The sequence below is a fragment of the Brevundimonas sp. MYb52 genome (assembly GCF_002979535.1).
Taxonomy (GTDB): Bacteria; Pseudomonadota; Alphaproteobacteria; order Caulobacterales; family Caulobacteraceae; genus Brevundimonas.
Map to the genome: position 1 here is coordinate 60,965 of NZ_PCPB01000011.1, position 17,681 is coordinate 78,645.

Annotated in this window: 19 protein-coding genes; 9 read left to right on the forward strand and 10 right to left on the reverse strand. The window is 67.9% G+C overall.

Translation table 11 applies throughout. The annotated features are described in order from the left end of the window. Positions 1-237: 237 nt before the first annotated feature. Positions 238-1,398: an AI-2E family transporter gene (locus CQ039_RS12235; RefSeq protein WP_105564234.1), complete on the reverse strand. Its 1,161-nt coding sequence runs from the start codon at positions 1,396-1,398 to the stop codon at positions 238-240. 118 nt (positions 1,399-1,516) lie between these two features. On the opposite strand from CQ039_RS12235, the gene CQ039_RS12240 reads away from it, so the two are divergent. Next, positions 1,517-3,037, forward strand: a complete 1,521-nt coding sequence (locus CQ039_RS12240) for a helicase HerA-like domain-containing protein (RefSeq protein WP_105564233.1) — start codon at positions 1,517-1,519, stop codon at positions 3,035-3,037. A 153-nt stretch (positions 3,038-3,190) separates the two neighbouring features. On the opposite strand, the gene CQ039_RS12245 is transcribed toward CQ039_RS12240, so the two are convergent. From CQ039_RS12245 to timA, 3 genes are all read right to left on the reverse strand, one after another. Further along, entirely contained in the window at positions 3,191-3,553 is a 363-nt protein-coding gene (locus CQ039_RS12245; protein ID WP_105564232.1) for a hypothetical protein, read from the reverse strand. Positions 3,554-3,619: 66 nt separating this feature from the next. Next, positions 3,620-4,759: an MltA domain-containing protein gene (locus CQ039_RS12250; RefSeq protein ID WP_105564231.1), complete on the reverse strand. Its 1,140-nt coding sequence runs from the start codon at positions 4,757-4,759 to the stop codon at positions 3,620-3,622. After that, the gene (gene timA / locus CQ039_RS12255; protein ID WP_105564241.1) at positions 4,759-5,373 is read right to left on the reverse strand and encodes a TIM44-related membrane protein TimA; all 615 of its coding nucleotides are present in this window, start codon (positions 5,371-5,373) and stop codon (positions 4,759-4,761) included. The genes CQ039_RS12250 and timA overlap by 1 nt, the downstream gene beginning before the upstream one ends. A 224-nt stretch (positions 5,374-5,597) precedes the next feature. Here timA and secB point away from each other — a divergent pair, with 224 nt between their 5' ends. Further along, on the forward strand, positions 5,598-6,122 hold the full coding sequence (secB, locus tag CQ039_RS12260; RefSeq protein WP_105564230.1) for a protein-export chaperone SecB: 525 nt from the start codon (positions 5,598-5,600) through the stop codon (positions 6,120-6,122). A gap of 104 nt (positions 6,123-6,226) precedes the next feature. Then, complete coding sequence (locus CQ039_RS12265; protein WP_105564229.1) at positions 6,227-6,514, forward strand: putative quinol monooxygenase; 288 nt, start codon at positions 6,227-6,229, stop codon at positions 6,512-6,514. Here CQ039_RS12265 and dnaQ read toward each other — a convergent pair. The 6 genes from dnaQ to CQ039_RS12295 are packed head-to-tail and all read right to left on the reverse strand — an operon-like array spanning position 6,511 to position 11,019. Next, positions 6,511-7,245, reverse strand: coding sequence for a DNA polymerase III subunit epsilon (gene dnaQ, locus CQ039_RS12270; protein WP_105564228.1), 735 nt, complete (start codon positions 7,243-7,245; stop codon positions 6,511-6,513). The two genes, CQ039_RS12265 and dnaQ, sit on opposite strands and share 4 nt — an antisense overlap. A 37-nt stretch (positions 7,246-7,282) precedes the next feature. Then, a complete protein-coding gene (locus CQ039_RS12275) occupies positions 7,283-8,095 on the reverse strand; it encodes an aminoglycoside phosphotransferase family protein (RefSeq protein WP_158256010.1) in 813 nt (270 codons plus the stop codon). Further along, complete coding sequence (coaE, locus tag CQ039_RS12280) at positions 8,092-8,712, reverse strand: dephospho-CoA kinase (RefSeq protein ID WP_105564226.1); 621 nt, start codon at positions 8,710-8,712, stop codon at positions 8,092-8,094. The genes CQ039_RS12275 and coaE overlap by 4 nt, the downstream gene beginning before the upstream one ends. Next, positions 8,709-9,506 carry a shikimate dehydrogenase gene (locus tag CQ039_RS12285; protein WP_105564225.1) on the reverse strand — a complete coding sequence of 266 codons (798 nt, stop codon included), beginning with the start codon at positions 9,504-9,506 and terminating at the stop codon, positions 8,709-8,711. The genes coaE and CQ039_RS12285 overlap by 4 nt, the downstream gene beginning before the upstream one ends. Positions 9,507-9,550: 44 nt before the next feature. Beyond that, complete coding sequence (locus tag CQ039_RS12290; RefSeq protein WP_105564224.1) at positions 9,551-10,150, reverse strand: nucleoside triphosphate pyrophosphatase; 600 nt, start codon at positions 10,148-10,150, stop codon at positions 9,551-9,553. Continuing rightward, on the reverse strand, positions 10,147-11,019 hold the full coding sequence (locus CQ039_RS12295; protein ID WP_105564223.1) for a pyruvate, water dikinase regulatory protein: 873 nt from the start codon (positions 11,017-11,019) through the stop codon (positions 10,147-10,149). Before CQ039_RS12295 ends, CQ039_RS12290 begins: the two co-directional genes overlap by 4 nt. 521 nt (positions 11,020-11,540) lie before the next feature. Here CQ039_RS12295 and hemE point away from each other — a divergent pair. From hemE to mnmE, 6 genes are all read left to right on the forward strand, one after another. Further along, entirely contained in the window at positions 11,541-12,575 is a 1,035-nt protein-coding gene (gene hemE, locus CQ039_RS12300) for a uroporphyrinogen decarboxylase (protein ID WP_105564222.1), read from the forward strand. Then, positions 12,572-13,636 carry a ferrochelatase gene (gene hemH / locus CQ039_RS12305; RefSeq protein ID WP_105564221.1) on the forward strand — a complete coding sequence of 355 codons (1,065 nt, stop codon included), beginning with the start codon at positions 12,572-12,574 and terminating at the stop codon, positions 13,634-13,636. The genes hemE and hemH overlap by 4 nt, the downstream gene beginning before the upstream one ends. Positions 13,637-13,654: 18 nt before the next feature. Beyond that, positions 13,655-14,122, forward strand: a complete 468-nt coding sequence (locus CQ039_RS12310; RefSeq protein WP_105564220.1) for a CopD family protein — start codon at positions 13,655-13,657, stop codon at positions 14,120-14,122. 370 nt (positions 14,123-14,492) lie between these two features. Then, positions 14,493-15,980 (forward strand): transcription termination factor Rho, encoded by a 1,488-nt coding sequence (rho, locus tag CQ039_RS12315; RefSeq protein WP_369831558.1) that lies wholly within the window; start codon positions 14,493-14,495, stop codon positions 15,978-15,980. Positions 15,981-16,054: 74 nt separating this feature from the next. Next, the gene (locus tag CQ039_RS12320) at positions 16,055-16,294 is read left to right on the forward strand and encodes a DUF6489 family protein (protein WP_105564219.1); all 240 of its coding nucleotides are present in this window, start codon (positions 16,055-16,057) and stop codon (positions 16,292-16,294) included. A 4-nt stretch (positions 16,295-16,298) separates the two neighbouring features. Beyond that, complete coding sequence (gene mnmE, locus CQ039_RS12325) at positions 16,299-17,615, forward strand: tRNA uridine-5-carboxymethylaminomethyl(34) synthesis GTPase MnmE (protein WP_105564218.1); 1,317 nt, start codon at positions 16,299-16,301, stop codon at positions 17,613-17,615. Positions 17,616-17,681 lie beyond the last annotated feature (66 nt).

Genomic DNA, 17,681 nt, shown 5'->3' on the forward strand with positions numbered 1-17,681 from the left:
CGGAAACCAGACAACAACCGCCCCAATTCAGCCCCGATCCGGCGCGCCGTCTTCAACACATCACAGAGCTGAAAAGAACAAGGCCGCCGAGCGTGAAACGCTCGACGGCCTGCTTGGGGTCCGGCGCAGGAGGGGGAGGGAGCGCCGGTCCTCTGGACTTCGCGGCCGGGAGGGGGAGGGGGGCCGCGTCGTCTGATTGGGTAGATAGTCGCCAGATATGGCGGATCAAGGGCAGGATCAGCCTTCTTTCAGGTCTTTTTCATGCGGCGCCTTGCCGCGCCCCCACAGGCCCCTGAACCAGCCGCCCCCCTTCGGCTTTTCCGGCGGCGTCTTGCGCGGCGCATAGGGCTCTCCATCCCCGGACAGCAGGACCGCGATCCAGCGCGAGCCCTTGAATTCAGCCAGGATGGCCATGGCCATGACCGCCAGGGGGGTCGACAGGAACATGCCCGGCACGCCCCACATCTTGCCCCACAGGGCCAGGGCCAGCAGGACCACCACCGGGTCGATGTTCTGATTATCGCCCTGCATGCGCGGCTGGATCATGTTGCCGACGATGAAGAGCAGGGCCTGCAAACCGACCAGAAGAATCAGGGCGGGCCAGTAGCTTTCGAACTGGACCAGGGCGAACAGGGGCGGGGCGCAGCCGGCGATGGCGCCCCCCAGCACCGGAATGAAGCCGACGATGAAGATGACGAAGGTCCAGAACTCGGCGTTCTGAAGCCCCACCGCCCGCATCAGCATCCAGGCCACGGCGCAGATCATGACTCCCGTCACGGCCTGGACCCACAGATAGCCCTCGACGCCGCCGCGCACGCGGTTGAACACCTCCAGCGCCTCGTTGCGGGCGCCGCGGTCCGGGAACATGGCGACGATCTTCTTTCTGAAGCCTGCCTGGGAGGCCAGAAGGAAGCCCAGATAGACCATGACGAAGAAGGCGCCCGAAGCCACGCCCTGGGCCTGCATCGCCGTCTGGGTCAGCCAGCCGCGCAGGTCGATGCCGGCGATCAGGTCCTGCAGGGTCGGCGGGTCCTTGACCCCGACCAGGCCGCTGACATCGGCGATGATGTGGTCCAGACGCGGACCAATGCTGGCCGAGACGCCCGAGGCGTCGGTAAAGAAGCCCGCCGCGCCATCGACGATGATCCAGATCGACAGCAGGAAGCCCAGGACCACCACGATCAGGGCGGCTGTCCCGGCGAAGCGCGACGGCACGGGCGTCCGATGCTCGATGGACCGCTTCACCCCGTCGATCATGATCATCAGGAAGATGGCCATGGCCAGGGGCGTCAGGATGTCCCTTAGCCAATAGAGCGCCGCCCCGGACGCCACGACAGCGATCAGGACCAGGGCGTTGCGTGCGACCGAGGAGGTCGGAACCGAGAGGGGCAGTTTCATGAGCGGGACTGTCGGCGGCGTCGGGGACAGCGTCAATCGCTGTAAAGCCGCACGGTTCCGCCTTGCGGCCTCGCCTCGGTCGGATAACCATGCAGCCTGACGCAGGAGACCGCCCCGAATGACCGACACCCCCGCCGCCCTCTTCCTCGGCCAGTCCTTCGAGGGCGCCGCTGAAAACCTGCTGTTCAAGCGCGCCAACCGCCACGGCGTGGTCGCCGGCGCCACTGGGACGGGCAAGACCGTGACCCTGCAGATCATGGCCCAGGGCTTTTCCGACGCGGGCGTTCCGGTCTTCTGCGCCGATGTGAAGGGCGACCTGTCGGGCATCAGCCAGTCCGGTGATACGGCCAAGTTCGGCGAACGCGCCGGCAAGATGGGCCTGACGCTGACCGGCAAGGCGGCGCCCGTCGTCTTCTGGGACCTCTATGGCCAGAAGGGCCACCCCGTGCGCGCCACGGTGTCCGACATCGGCCCGACCCTGCTGGCCCGGATGCTGGAACTGAACGACGTGCAGGAGGGCGTGTTGACCGTCGCCTTCCACGTCGCCGACAAGGAGGGCCTGCTGCTGCTGGACCTGGAGGACCTGCGCGCCCTGCTGGCCTATGTCGGCGAGAACGCCCAGACCATCGGCCGCGAGGTCGGCAATGTCTCGCCCACCTCCATCGCCGCCATCCAGCGCGCCCTGCTGCAGCTGGAGCAACAGGGCGGCGACGCCTTCTTTGGCGAACCCGCCTTGCGGCTGGAAGACATGATGCGGACCTCGCTGGACGGGCGGGGTCAGGTCAATGTGCTGGACTCCACCCGGCTGATGAACAGCCCGCGCCTGTATGCGGCCTTCCTGCTGTGGCTGCTGTCGGAACTGTTCGAGCAACTGCCCGAGATCGGCGACCCCGAAAAACCCCGCCTGGTCTTCTTCTTCGACGAGGCCCACCTTTTGTTCAACGACGCGCCCAAGGGCCTGCTGGAGAAGGTCGAGCAGGTGGTGCGCCTGATCCGCTCCAAGGGGGTGGGGGTCTATTTCGTCACCCAGAACCCGGCCGATATTCCCGACACCGTCCTGGCCCAGCTGGGCAACCGGGTGCAGCACGCGCTGCGCGCCTACACCCCGGCCGAGCAGAAGGGGCTGCGCGCCGCCGCCCAGAGCTTCCGCACCAATCCCAGCTTCGATACGGCGGAAGCCATTCAGGGCCTGGGCGTGGGCGAAGCCCTGGTCTCGACCCTGGACGACAAGGGGGCGCCGACCGTCGTGGCCCAGACCAAGATCCGTCCGCCGGATTCGCGCCTGGGTCCGGCGACCGAGGCCGAGCGCGCCGCCATCATGGCCGCCAGCCCGGTGCGCGGCACCTATGACACCGCCGTCAACCGCGAGTCCGCCGAAGAGGTCCTGAAGGCCCGTCGCGCCCAGGCCGACCGCATCGAGGCCCAGGCTCAAGCCGATGCCCTAGAGGCCAAGGCCGCCGAGAAGGCCGCCCGTTCCGCCCCCGCCCCGGCGCGCGAACGCGCCGCCCCGCGCGCTCGCGCCTCGTCCTCCCGCCAGACCCCGATGGAGGCCCTGACCAAGTCCGTCCTGCGCACCGCCGGCTCGACCATCACCCGCGAGCTTCTGCGCGGGGTGCTGGGCAGCTTGAAACGGCGGTAGGGCCCGGTCCACCAATCTCCGTCACCCCGGACGGCCCTTAGGGGCGATCCGGGGCCCTGGCGCCGAAACCCGTGAGGGTGGAGAAGTCCTGACCGCCTGGGTTCCGGGTTCGCTGCGCGCCCCGGAATGACGGCTAAGGGTGGTTAGCGGACGTTACGTCTCCGGTGGAACCGCCCCGAGCAACCGAACCTCTTCACCCGATGCGACGATCTCTTCACCATCAAAGGTCCGCAAACCGTAGATCGGTTTTCCAGTGGGATCGGACACATGCTTTTCAGCTTGGAGCACGAAAACCGGACGGGTTGAGCCATCCTCATCCTGCCAAAGCGCATACTGAGGAATAGTGGTCGGGTAGGGCTCGGCCTTTAGGCCATCGTTAGTCGCCTGAGAAAATACAGCATCGCCTAGATCGATGTCTTCCGCCGTCGCCACCCGGCCGAGCATAAAGACGCTCTCGGGCAATGACGGCCAAGCAGCTTCATGCGGCGCGCGCTTTTTAAGCCAATTCTTGAACATGGCAGAACCTTCGCGCAGCCCGCCAACGTCCGCAATGGGTCGAATGCAGACTCTGGCTGCCCATTCTCAGCCCTTCGGCGTCAGCCGCCACATCCTGAGCGGATGCCGCACGGCCCCGGCTTCCTGACCGGCTGCGTCGCCGCGGCCGATATAGAGGTCGGCGCGGACCGGGCCGCGGATGGCCGAGCCGGTGTCCAAGGCCATGACCAGACCGCGATAGCTGGCGCGGGCGCCGACCAGGTTGCCGCCGTCGGCCTCGATCCAGACCGCCTCGCCATAGGTCCAGCGCGAGGGGTCCACGGCCACCGAACGGCGGGCGGGCAGGGGAACGCCGGCGGCGCCGGTCGCCTCATTGCCATCGTCGGGGCTGACCCCGAAGAAGATGTAGCGGGGGTTCAGCGCCATGACTTCGCGCGCCTCGGCCCCGCGATGGGTCGAGAGCCAGGCGCGAATGGCGTCGCCCGAGGTGCCGTTGGCGGGCAGCAGGCCGCGCTCGGCCATGGGCCGGGCGATGCCGACGAACTTGGCGCCATTGTCCGCAGCATAGGCGGCCCGCAGTCGGGCGCCGTCGGGAAAGGTCAGGGTGCCCGAGCCCTGGATCTGCAGGAAGAAGAGGTCCTCGGCCTTCATCCAGGCCAGGGCGCTCGACTGAGCCGAGCCCGCCTCGATCGCCGCGCGGTCGCCGACCTCGGACAGGTTGGCCGGGCGGCTGAGGACCGGGGCGTCGAACTCATCGTCGGGCGTGCGGCGGGCCGGATACTCGGGCGCGAAATAGGCGGTCAGCAGCCCGGCGCGGCCGTCATCGGTGCGGGCCTCGGTCGCGACGAAATTATTCTCGAGGAAGGTGCGGGCGTCGCTGGGCGACAGACGTCGCGCGGCCAGGTCGCGAGCACGAGCGCAAACGGCTTCGGCCGCGGCGCCGCGGGCGCGGACACAGCCGGCGACATAGGCGCGGAAGCCCGCCAGATGATCTTCCTCGGCCCAGCCGGGCAGGGCGGTCAGGCTCATCCCCTCGACCGGGACCGGCGGGGTGGTCGGGCCGGGGCCCGGCCCCGGACCAGGCTGGGTCGGGCCGACGACGGGCGGGGTCGAGGCGCAGGCCGCCGCGAACAGCAGCAGCGACAGGGCGCCGATTCTTTTCACGCCGAAACGGGCAGCACCCGCCCGGTCGAGCGGCAGGGCCAGCGGCACGGCGGCGATGGACATCAGGCGCTGGCCGGCTCGACGCGGGCCAGGGCCCAGTTGGGATCGGCGGCGCCCAGGGCCCGTTCGAAGGTCCACAGTTCGGCGGTGCGGCGTTCCTCGGTCGAGGCCTCGCCTTCGGCCGGGGTCACGGTGCTGCGCATCTCGGCCAGGAAGCGGACCTTAGCGACGGCGCGGTCGTCCTTGACCGTGGCCAGTTCCAGGTCGGCGCGGGGCGTGTGCAGGAACTCGGCCTGTTCGCGATCGCCGCGCGCTTCGCGAGCGGCGATGCCGGCCTCGAACGAGGTCATGACCGAAGGGGTCAACAGCGGCCGCAGGGCTTCGCGGTCGCCCGAGGCGTAGCCCCGCACGATGGTCTCATAGGCCTGACGGGCGCCCTCGACGAAGCGGACCGGATCAAAGGCGGGATCGCGCGCCTTCAGCCCGGCGATGGCGGCGGCCGTGGCGGCGTCCAGGCCGGGCGCGGCGGGGGCCGGCGGCTGGCCGGCGATGGCGGCGGTCTGGGGCAGGCGGGCGTCTTCCTGGGGCTGACGTCCGACCTTCTTGCCCAGCACATTATAGAGCATGAACAGCAGCACCGCGGCGACGATGGCGAACATGACGATCTGGAATTGGATGGGCACGGGCTTCACCTGATTGGCGCGCGCCCAGCGGGGGTCAACGGGCGCGCATCTGTTGTTCCGAGGATTAGGGGGCGTTCCCGCCGGGCGCAAGGCGAGGGGAGTCCAGAACGCCGGTCTCGACGTTGCGGCCAATAGCCTCGCCGTGGTAGTCGCGGGCCCTTCACCCCGGGCCCGGAGCGGTCCGGCGTCCCTCGTTTTCAGACTGACGGCTTTCCTTCATGACCGACGCCACCGCCCCCGCCGATACCGCCAACGGCCAGACCACGACGCTGGAAGGCCAGGGCCAGCCCGCCGGTCCCGGCTTCCGCATCCTGGCCCAGTACGTCCGCGACCTGTCCTTTGAAAACCCGCGCGCGCCGGAAAGCCTGCGCATCGACGGCAAGCCCGCCATCGACATGGGCGTGGAAATGAACGCCGCCGGCCGTCCCGACGGCCTGTTCGAGCTGGACCTGAAGTTGTCGGTCAAGGCGACCGGCGACGACAAGGCTCCGGTGTTTCACGTGGAACTCGTCTATGGCGGCCTGTTCGCCCTGAGCGGCGTCGCGCCCCAGGACATCGAACCCATGCTGCTGATCGAGTGCCCGCGCTACCTCTTCCCCTTCGCCCGCCAGGTCATCGCCCAGGCCACCTCGGACGGCGGCTTCTACCCGCCCTTCATGGTCGATCCGATCGACTTCGCCGCCATCTACGTCGCCCGCCAGCAGCAGATCGCCGGCGGTCCGGCCGAGACTGGCCAGGCCTGATTTAAGAAGACCGCTAACGCCCGTCGCGCGGCGACGGGCTGCTTGAGCGGAAGGCTGGGGGCGTCCGAAGGGGCGCCCCTTTTCTATTCTGAGAGGGGACCGTGATGTTGAAGGTCATCGCCGAGGACTTCATCAAGCCCGAGCACGTCGAGGCGGTCATGCCGCTTTATCGCGAACTGGTGCGGCTGACGCGCGCCGAGCCGTTGTGCCTCGCCTATGATCTGTTCACGGATCAGCGCGCGCTCGGCCACTTCGTCTTCATCGAGGAATGGCCCGATCAGGCCGCGCTGGACGCCCACTGCGCCAGCGAACATTTCCGCCGCCTGGTGCCGCAGATCGACGCCTATCAGGACAGGCCCGGAACCTACATCCTGATGGACGCGGCGCTCTAGGCCGCCGCCTCGTCCTTGGCTTCGACCTCGACGGTGACGCCATAGCCGGCCCACAGGCTGTAGTCCTTCAGCGTCGATTTCAGGAAGGCCAGATGCGCCGCCTGTTCCGCCTCGGTCGAGAAGAAGGGCAGGGGATTGGGCCGCGCGCCGTGACTGACCGTCGCGGCCGCCGCCATGGCCTGCGGGCTGCGGGCGCTCGTCAGATCCAGGGCCCGCTCCTTACCCCCGCGTAGCTCCAGATAGACCTCGGCCAACAGGCGGGAGTCGATCAGGGCGCCGTGCAGGGTCCGGTCGACCAGCGAGATCTTGAAGCGCTTGCACAGGGCGTCCAGCGAGTTGGGCATGCCCGGAAAGCGCTTCTGCGCCAGTTGCAGGGTGTCGATCCAGCGCGCCTGTTCGGGCGGCTTCTGGCCGATGCGGCTATATTCAAAGTCGATGAAGTTGCGGTCGAAGTTGGCGTTGTGCGCGATCAGCGGCGCATCGCCGACAAACTCCAACAGATCCGCCGCGATCTCATGGAACTTGGGGGCGTTCTTGACGTGCTCGTCGGTGATGCCGTGGACCCGAATGGCGTCCGGCGGGATCAGGCGCTCGGGATTGACCAGGCGGTGAAAGGTCCGCCCGGTCGGCAACAGGTCGTAGATCTCGATGCAGCCGACCTCGATCAGACGGTCGCCCGTCTTGGGGTCGAAGCCTGTGGTTTCTGTGTCGAGAACGATTTCGCGGGCCATGCCCCTTAATGCCGGTCTTCGGCCATTTGCGAAAGGCTCAAGCCGGCTTCAGGGCCACCTGAACGGCGCGCGCCGCCGCCAGACTGCGTTCGGCCTCGGCGACGTTTCCGTCCTCCAGATGCCAGGCCGCCGACAGGCAGGCGTGACAGAAGCCATAGCCGAGCACCGCAGCGACGGGCCGCTGCACCGCCGGCGCCAGAACCTCGGCCAGACGTCGCGTCCGCGCCGGGTCCGTCCGCAGATCCTGACGCTCCAGCGGATTGTAGAGCAGGTTGGCCGCGTCATAGGCCGGGTCGCCAATGAGGCCGTGCGGATCAATGGCCAGCCAACCGCGCGCGCCGAACAGAATGTTGTCGTGGTGCAGGTCTCCGTGCAGCGGCTGGATCGGCCCGCCCGCCAGGGTCCTCAGACAGTCGCCCGCCTCGACGAACAGACCGCCTTCGCGCTCGGCCGCCGCCGTCAGGGCGGCGAACCGATCCCTCATGGTCTGCAGGCCCTCGGCGCGGCGAGCCGAAGGGACGTGCAGAACCCGCAGCACCTCGGCGGCGATCAGGGTCGCGGCGGCGTCCCCGTCCTGATCCAGCACCTGGGCCAGGGTGCGCTCCCCGGCGTCCTCCAGCATCTGCCAGTCGCCGTCGCGGGCCAGCAAGCGCACGGCGCCCCGGCCGTCCCGCCAATCGAGATAGGCCGTGGCGTGGCTGGCGTCCGCCGCCGCCTGGGCGCTGACGTGCTTGATCACGACCGGTTCGCCGTTCCGGCGTCGCGCCCGCCAAACCTGACCGCCGATCCCATCGGCCAGAGGCGAGGCCTCGACGATCCCCCAGTCTGTTGGCGGATCGGGCGGCGTCAAGATGTGACGCGCACAGGCCTGGCCCAATCGGGCGACAGCACCGTCTCGACAATCTGACGCACCTGCTCGCGCGCCGCGTCCAGCCCACGTCCGGTATCGACCAGGAAGTCGGCGCGGCGGCGTTTCTCGGCATCAGGCGTCTGGCGCGCCAGAATGGCCTCGAAACGCTCGCGCGTCATGCCGGGGCGCGCCAGGACGCGGGCGGCCTGAACCTCGGGATCGGCGGTGACCACGACCACGGCGTCCACGAATTGGTCGCCGCCGGTCTCGAACATCAGGGGGATGTCGAGGACGGCCAGCCGCACGCCTTCGGTCCGCGCCGCCGCCAGATCCTGAGCGCGGTCCTGCGCCACCAGAGGGTGGACGATGGCTTCCAGGCGCTTGAAGGCGCCTTCGTCGCGACCGAGCGCCTCGGCCAGCCGGGTGCGGTCCACGGCGCCGTCCACGACCACGCCAGGGAAGGCCTGGGCCAGCGGTTCGACCGCCGCCCCGCCGCGCCCATAGAGGCGGTGCACGGCGGCGTCGGCGTCCCATAGCAAGGCGCCTTCGTCGGCGAACATCCGCCCCGTCGTCGACTTGCCCATGCCGATCGAGCCGGTCAGGCCGAGAATGATCACGCGACCTCTCCCAGATGGGCCAACAACAGGGCGCGCAGGTCCAGCGGCGGGGGAGGACGGCGGAACAGGGCAGTGAACGAAGGCGTCGCCTGACCGATCAGCATGGCCAGACCATCCACCGTGGTCAGGCCGCGCGCCCGGGCGGCGGCGAGGAAGGGCGTGACGACAGGCTTATAGGTCATGTCCATGACCACGGCGGCTGGTTTCAGAACCGACAGGTCGATGGTCGGTTGGACGCTGAGCGCATTGATGACCAGATCAGCCTCGGCCAGAGCGGCCTCATCCGCGACGCTGACCGCGGGTCCCAGATCAGCGGCCAGGGCTTCGGCCCGGTCGCGCGAGCGGTTGAGGATGCGGATTTGCGCCCCGGCCTCGATCAGGGCCCCCGCGCCGGCACGCGCCGCCCCGCCGGCGCCCAGCATGACCACGACGGCGTCCTTCAACTCCAGATCCGGCGCCTGTTCGGCCAGGGCGTAGAGGACGCCGACGCCATCAGAACTGTCGGCGCGCACCCGACCGGCCTCGAAAACCAGGATATTGGCCGAGCCGGTGGCCTGAGCCGCCTGGCTGGCCTCATCGGCGTAGGCGAAGGCCTGTTCCTTGAAGGGGGCGGTGACGTTCAGGCCCAGGATCAGACCGGCGCGACCGGCGGCGACCAGGGCGTCGAATCCGGCGGCGTCTTTCGGCGCAAACGGCATATAGGCGCCGTCGATGTCGCCAGCCTGTAGCCAGGCGTTGTGGATCACCGGGCTGAGCGAATGGGTCACCGGCTGGCCGGCGATGCCCGCCAGCATGGCGGCGCCGGTGATGCGGTTCTTGCCAAGAGCAGGGGAGGGGCTCACGAGACAATCACTCCGGCGCGGCGCAGTTCGGCCAGAACCGGCCAAAGCGGCAGGCCAAGAACGGTGAAATAGTCGCCCTCGACCGCCTCGAAAAGCTGCGAGCCCAGGCCTTCCAGCCGGTAGGAGCCGACGCAGGCCAAAAGGGCTTCGCCCTCCGCCGCCAGATAGGCGTCAAGGAAGGCGTCGGAGAAGTCGCGCATCTTCATCTCGACCGTATCCACGCCGGACCAGACCACCTGGCCGTTGCGGGCCAGGGCCGCCCCGGAATGCAATTGGTGGGTCCGTCCACGCATGGCGATCAGTCGCTCGCGCGCCGTCGCCAAGGTCGGGGCCTTGGAAATCAGGCCGCCGTCAAAGGCCAGGGTCTGATCGGCGCCCAGGACCCAGGCCTCGGTGTCGTGGCGCGACACGGCCAGGGCCTTGGCCCGCGCCAGTTCCACCGCCAGTTCGACCGGATCGACGCCCGGCGTCTTCAACGCGTCTTCGTCAACGTCGGCGACCTGAACCGTAAAGGGCACGCCGGCGTCAGTCAGGACGGCGCGCCTTGCTGCGCTCTTGGAGGCCAGGATCAGGCGTTCACCGTCAGTCGTCGTCACGTCGAGGCTCCTGGGGTGTCCTGGCGGCGGCTGCGCCGCTCGCTCAGCAGGTTGATGATGGCCGCCGCCGTCTCCTCGACCGAGCGGCGGGTCACGTCGATGGTCGGCCAACCGCGCCGCTCGAAGGCACGACGCGCCTTGACCGTCTCGTCGCGCACCGCGTCATGATCGACATAGTCCGAGGCGCGGGCCGCGTTCAGCCCCTCCAGCCGGTTGCGTCGGATCTGCACCAGTCGATCCGGCGAGACGGTCAGACCCACGACCAGGGGATTCTTCAGCTGCGTCAGCCGCTCGCCGTCTTCCTGGCCGGGCACCAGGGGCACATTGGCGGCGCGGATGCCGCGATTGGCCAGATAGATGCAGGTCGGGGTCTTCGACGTCCGACTAACGCCGCACAGGACCACGTCGGCGTGTTCCAACTGCTCCAGCGTGCCCTGGCCGTCGTCGTGGGCGATGGCGAAGTCCAGGGCGCCGATGCGATTGAAATAGCCATGGTCCAGGGCGTGCTGGGCGCCGACGCGGGTCGAGATATTGGTGCCCAGATAGCCGGACAGGGCCCCCACCAGCGGGTCCAGCGCCCCGATCTGCGGCGTCTGCAGCCGACGACAGCCTTCCTCCAGCTGTTCGCGCAATTCACGGTCGACCAGGGTGTGCAGCACCACGCCCGGCGCGCCCGCCACTTCCTCCAGCACCCGCTCCATCTGCTTGGGCGAACGGACCAGGGCATAGATGTGTTCGATCGGAATGACCCCGTCGAAACGGGCGATCACGGCCTTGGCCATGGCGTTCAAAGTCTCGCCGGTCGAATCCGAGACCAGATGGACATGAAAATAGGTAGCGAGACGCGACGAGGGGCGGGCGGGGCTCATGGCTCTGATCGTCTCCTCATCCTTCACGCCCGGAAAGGCTCTGACTCTGTCCCCGAAGACCTGTGCAAAAGCCTGGGCGCCGTTCGACATCGCCTGGGCGCCGACAGGGCGCCGATTGGGCGCCGAATCCTCTAGCAAGCTCCGACGCGGGTCGCGAGCGGGGATCGCGGGCGCCGATGGCCGAACGGCGCCTAGAGTCGTTCATACAGGCGCCGAATTTCTATCCTCACCAGGGGATAAGGCGCCTTGTCCAAATTTGGCGCCCGGCGCCTTTCCCACAACGGCGCCCAGATGGGACTCCCGTCATAGCGGACTCAAAGCGGGTTATCCCCGCAATCAACACACCATGACGAAGGTCGCCGGATTCGTTCACTCGAAATCGGGGAGAAGTCTGTCGATGAGCGGGAGGATCGGATTCTATCCCCGCGTTCCAGCCCCCTGCTTCCAACCTCCAATTTCTTTCAATTCTTAAATCTGAATAGGGATTGAGGCTTGGGGGTGTGCATCCTAAAGCCCAGAGCATGAGCACTCCTCTTCTGATCCAGGCTCTCCAGGGCCAGACTACGACCCGTCCGCCCGTGTGGTTCATGCGTCAGGCCGGGCGCTACCTGCCCGAGTATCGTGAGCTGCGGGCCAAGGCGCCGGACTTCATCGCCTTCTGCATGAACCCGGAGATGGCGGCGGAGGCGACGCTTCAGCCGATGCGCCGGTTTGGCTTTGACGCCGCCATCGTCTTCGCCGACATCCTGTTGATCCCCGGCGCCCTGGGTCAGAAGGTCTGGTTTGAAACCGGCGAAGGTCCGCGCCTCGGCGCCCTGCCGCCGGTGGAGTCGATGCGGGAGCTGGCCTCCGAGGCCGGGGAGGCCCTGAAGTCAGTGGGTCGGACCCTGAGCCTGGTGCGCGCTGAACTCGATCCGTCGAAAGCCTTGATCGGGTTCGCCGGCGCGCCCTGGACCGTGGCCACCTATATGCTGGACGGCGAAGCCCGCACCATCATGAAGGGCGAGCGGGCTGCGGCCCGCACCTATGCCTATGCGGAGCCCGAGAAGGTCGCCGCCCTGCTGGAGGTTCTGGTCGAATCCACCGCCCATTATCTGAAGATGCAGCAGGACGCCGGCGCCCAGGTGCTGAAGATCTTCGAGAGCTGGGCCGAGGGCCTGCCCGACGATCTGTTCGAAACCCTGGTCCTGAAGCCTCACCAGGCGCTTGTGGCCCGCGCCCGGGCCCTCGGGGTCACCGTGCCGCTCATCGGCTTCCCAAGGGGCTCTGCGGCGCTTGCAGAGCGTTACGCGACCCAGTGCGACGTTCAGGCCGTGGCGCTGGACACCGCCTGCCCCCTGGAGGTCGGCAAACGGGTCCAGGCCATCAAGCCGATCCAGGGCGCGCTTGACCCGCTGTTGCTGCGCGCCGGCGGCGAGGCTCTGGATCGCCGGGTCGACCAATTGCTTGAGGCCTGGGGCCAGGGTCCGTGGATCTTCAACCTGGGCCACGGCATCCTGCCGGACGTGCCGATCGCGCATGTCGAGCAGGTCCTGCGCCGGATCGGCGCCCAATGAGCCAGACCGCCGAGACCAGTCGTCCGAACCGGCGCGTGGCCGTCGTGCTGACCAATCTCGGCGGGCCGGACGGGCCGGACGCGGTCAAGCCCTTCCTGTTCAACCTGTTCAACGACCCGGCCATCATCGGTTTGCCGGGCATCGTCCGCACGCCTTTGGCCCGGCTGATCTCGTCGCGGCGCGAGAAGTCGGCCCAGGCCAATTATGCCCGTATGGGCGGCGGCTCGCCCCTGCTGCCGGAGACCCTGAAACAGGCGGCGGCTCTGTCGGAGGCTCTGGCCGACGCGGCGCCGGGCGACGAGACCGAGGTCTTCATCGCCATGCGCTACTGGCATCCTCTTACCGAGGACACGGCCAGGGCGGTGGCCGAGTTTCAGCCCGATCATGTGGTGCTTCTGCCCCTCTATCCGCAGTTTTCGACCACTACGACGGCCTCGTCGCTGAAGGCCTGGCGCGAGGCCTATAAGGGGTCCGGTGAGCTTCACGCCGTCTGCTGCTATCCCGACGCCGAAGGGCTGATCGAGGCCCAGGCCCGACTGATCCGCGAGACCATGGACAGGGCCGAGGGCCAGCCGGTGCGCGTGCTGTTCTCGGCCCATGGCATCCCCGAAAAGCTGGTCGCCGCCGGCGATCCCTATCAGGCCCAGGTCGAGGCCACGGTGGCCGCCGTCGTCGCCCGCATGGGGCTGACCGACTGGGCCATCTGCTATCAGAGCCGGGTCGGGCCGATGAAGTGGCTGGGTCCGGCCACGCCGGAGGCTATCGAACAGGCGGGCCGGGATGGCGTCGGCGCCGTGGTCGTGCCTATCGCCTTCGTCTCGGAACACATCGAGACCCTGGTCGAGCTGGATCACGAATACGCCGAACTGGCCGAACAGGTCGGTTGCGCCCCCTATCTGCGTACGCCGGCTGTCGGGGTGGAGCCGGCCTTCATCGCCGCCCTGGCCCAGGCCGTCGAGTCCGCGCTGGAAACGCCCGGCGTGGCGCCGCAGGGCCTGTCTAGGGGTGGACCATGCGCCCACTTGAAAGCCTGCCCCGGCGGATGTTCAAAGGCAGCCTGATCGGCCGAGGGGAGCGTCATGGACTATTACAACCTGGCCCGCGGGCTTCACATCCTGGCGGTGATCGCCTGGATGGCGGGGATGCTCTTCCTGCCGCGCCTGTTCGCCTATGACGCCGAACAGAACGCCAAGCCCGAGCCGCTGCGCAGCGAGATGCAGACCTTGCTGCGTTTGTGGCAGACTCGCCTGCTGCGCATCATCATCAACCCGGCCATGATCCTGGCCTTCATCTTCGGCGGCTGGCTGCTGTGGCTGCGCAGCGGCGATGGCGCGGACTGGAGCTTTGCCCATCAGCCCTGGATGGTGACCAAGCTGACCGGCGTCTTCCTGCTGGCGGCCTGGCACGGCTTTCTCGCCGGTCAGAGGAAGAAGATCGCCGCCGGCGCCTCGAAATACTCAGGCCGCTTCTGGCGCATGACCAATGAGATCCCCTTCCTGCTGGCCATCGTCATGGTGCTGTCGGTCACGCTGGAATGGACGTTCTAGGGCGCGCGTGACCTCTTTTTCCTCCCCATTTCATGGGGAGGGGGACCACGAAGTGGTGGAGGGGGCGGCACAGAGGGCGGACGTCCTGTCGCCCCCTCCGTCTCGTCGCTTGCAGCGCCGATCCACCTCCCCATGGGAATGGGGAGGAAAGACGCCGCTTGACCCCGCCTGTCCTTTCGTGGTTCCGCTGACGGTGAACCGTTCGGCGTGATCCCATTGCGATCCGCAGGGCGGTCCCTCTCTTCTTGCGACGCCTGCCGGATCGATCCTGCGGGACCCCGTCGTCCTCCCTCTGGCCGCAAGGCCGCGACATCGACAGACGAACCGCCCTCGACGCTACTTCGCGTCCGAGCGCGTGAGCGAGCACGCCATGACCGACACCCCTGAAAACAACGACCAGTCCTCGGAAGTGGTTGAAACTGTTGCGGAACGTCCGCGCAAGACGCTGACCCTGGGTGGGTCGCGCGCCGCCGCCGAACCGACGCCGGAACCGGAAGTCGAGATCGAAGCGGTCGTGGAAATCGTCAACGACGACACCGGCGTCGACACCACGGCCGACGATGAGGACGAGGACGGCGAGCCGATCGTCCCCAACGGCCGCATCACCCTGCAAGAACTGAACGAGAAGACGCCGGAAGACCTGGTCGCCTTCGCCGAGGGCCTGGACATCGAGAACGCCGGCAACCTGCGCAAGCAGGACCTGCTGTTCGCCATCCTCAAGACCCTGGCCGACGAAGAGGTCGAGATCATCGCCTCGGGCGTGCTGGAGATCCTGCCGGACGGCTTCGGCTTCCTGCGCAGCCCCGACGCCAACTACCTGCCGGGTCCCGACGACGTCTATGTCTCGCCGTCGCAGATCCGCCGCTTCGGCCTGCGCTCGGGCGACACGGTGCACGGCGCCGTGCGCGGACCGCGCGAGGGCGAGCGCTACTTCGCCCTGCTCAAGGTCGACACGATCAACTTCGAAGATCCGGAGATGGTCAAGACCAAGGTCCTGTTCGACAACCTGACGCCGCTCTATCCCGAAGAGCGGCTGCACATGGAAATCCAGGACCCGACGCTGAAGGACCGCTCGGGCCGGGTCATCGACATCGTCGCCCCGCTGGGCAAGGGCCAGCGCTGCCTGATCGTCGCCCCGCCGCGCGTGGGTAAGACGGTCATGCTGCAGAACATCGCCAAGTCGATCGAGAAGAACCACCCGGAAGTCTTCCTGATCGTCCTGCTGATTGACGAACGCCCCGAAGAAGTCACCGACATGCAGCGCACGGTGAAGGGCGAGGTCGTGGCCTCGACCTTCGACGAGCCCGCCACCCGCCACGTCGCCGTGGCCGAAATGGTGATCGAAAAGGCCAAGCGTCTGGTCGAGCACAAGAAGGACGTGGTGATCTTGCTGGACTCCATCACGCGTCTGGGCCGCGCCTACAACGCCACCGTTCCGTCGTCGGGCAAGGTGCTGACCGGCGGTGTCGACGCCAACGCCCTGCAACGGCCCAAGCGCTTCTTCGGCGCCGCGCGCAATGTGGAGCAGGGTGGGTCGCTGACCATCATCGCCACGGCCCTGATCGACACCGGCAGCCGCATGGACGAGGTCATCTTCGAAGAGTTCAAGGGCACGGGCAACTCGGAAATCGTGCTGGACCGCAAGGTCGCTGACAAGCGCATCTTCCCGGCCATCGACGTGCTCAAGTCCGGCACCCGCAAGGAAGACCTCATCACGCCGAAGGACCAACTGGCCAAGACCTATGTCCTGCGCCGCATCCTCAACCCCATGGGTCCGCAGGACGCAATCGAGTTCCTGCTCGACAAGCTGCGCCAGTCCAAGAACAACGGCGACTTCTTCCAATCCATGAATACATAATTCCGGCCCTAGCGCCGCCCGCGCGGCGGGCGGCTGCTTGAGGGCCTGTTTCACGTGAAACACGCGAGGGCGTCATGAAGCTGAACATCGAGATCGACTGCACCCCGGCCGAAGCCCGCGCCTTCCTCGGCCTGCCGGACGTGACGCCGCTCAACGACCACCTGGTCGCCGAGATGCAGAAGCGGATGGACGCCAACATGGCGGCCATGCAGCCCGATGAACTGATGAAGACCTGGACCAGTTTCGGCGTTCAGGCCCAGGATCAGTTCCGTCGTCTGATGGAAGCCGCCGTCACGGGCGCGCCCAAGGGCTGACGACTTGAGTTCCAACGCCGACACCATCTTCGCCTTGGCCACCCCGCCGGGGCGGGGCGCCATCGCCATCATCCGTCTGTCCGGGCCGGGCGTGGATGCGGCCCTGAGCGCGCTCGGGGCAGGGGGTCTGACCCCGCGGCTGGCGGCCTTGCGGACGCTTCGCCACGATGGCGAGATGGTGGATCAGGCCCTGGTCTTGCGCTTCCCTGGCCCCAACTCCTATACCGGCGAAGACAGCGCCGAGCTGCATCTGCATGGCGGCCGGGCCGTGATCGAGGCCGCCAGCCGCGCCCTGATCGCCCTTGATGTCCGCCCCGCCGAACCGGGCGAGTTCACCCGTCGCGCCTTCCAGAACGGCCGCATGGACCTGGCCCAGGCCGAGGCTGTCGCCGACCTGATCGACGCCGAAACCAGCGCGCAGAAGTCTCAGGCCCTGGGTCAGCTGGACGGCGCCCTCAGCCATGCCTACGCCGGTTTCCGCCGCGACCTTTTGAAGGCCCTGTCCCTGGTCGAGGCCGAGATCGACTTCCCCGACGAGGAAGTCCCCGACAACCTGGCGCGCACCGCCGGGCCGGTTCTGGATCAGTTGGCCGATGATCTGCGCGCGGCCCTCGCCGATTCCGATCGCGGACGACGCGTGCGCGAGGGCTATCGCATCGTCCTGATCGGCGAGACCAACGCCGGCAAGTCGTCGCTGTTCAACGCCCTGACGGCGCGCGAGGCGGCCATCGTCACCCCCATCGCCGGTACGACCCGCGACGTCCTGGACGCCGAATTGATGATCGGGGGCTATGCCGTCACCCTGTCCGATACGGCCGGCCTGCGCGACAGTGAGGACGTGGTCGAGGCGGAGGGCATCCGCCGCGCGCGTCTGCGGGCGCAGGAGGCCGATCTGCGTCTCTGGGTCCGGGCGCCGGGGGTGGGCGAGGATCTCGCCGCCGCCTTTGTTCAGGGCGATGACCTGCAGATTCTCAACAAGGCCGACCTCGGCGCCGCGGCGCCCGACGACCGGCTGGAGGCGCTGTCCATCAGCACCACGACCGGACAGGGGTTGTCGGAACTGCACGACTGGATCGCCGCCCGGCTGGCGCGTGATCTGTCCGGCGCCGACTTCCCTGCCGTCACGCGCGAACGTCATCGCCGCCGTCTTGTCGAGGCCCTGGCCGCGGTCGAGGCCGGGCGCCGCGCCCTCGACCTGGCGCCGGAAATGGCGGGCGACGATCTGCGCCGGGCCGCCGATGCTCTGGCTCGGGTGACGGGCGCCATCGGCGTTGAGGATATCCTCGGTGAGGTCTTCTCGACCTTCTGCATCGGCAAGTAGTCGTCGAACTCCGGTGTTTCACGTGAAACATCGGCGTCGTTCCAGTGGCGATTTCGGCCGGGATGG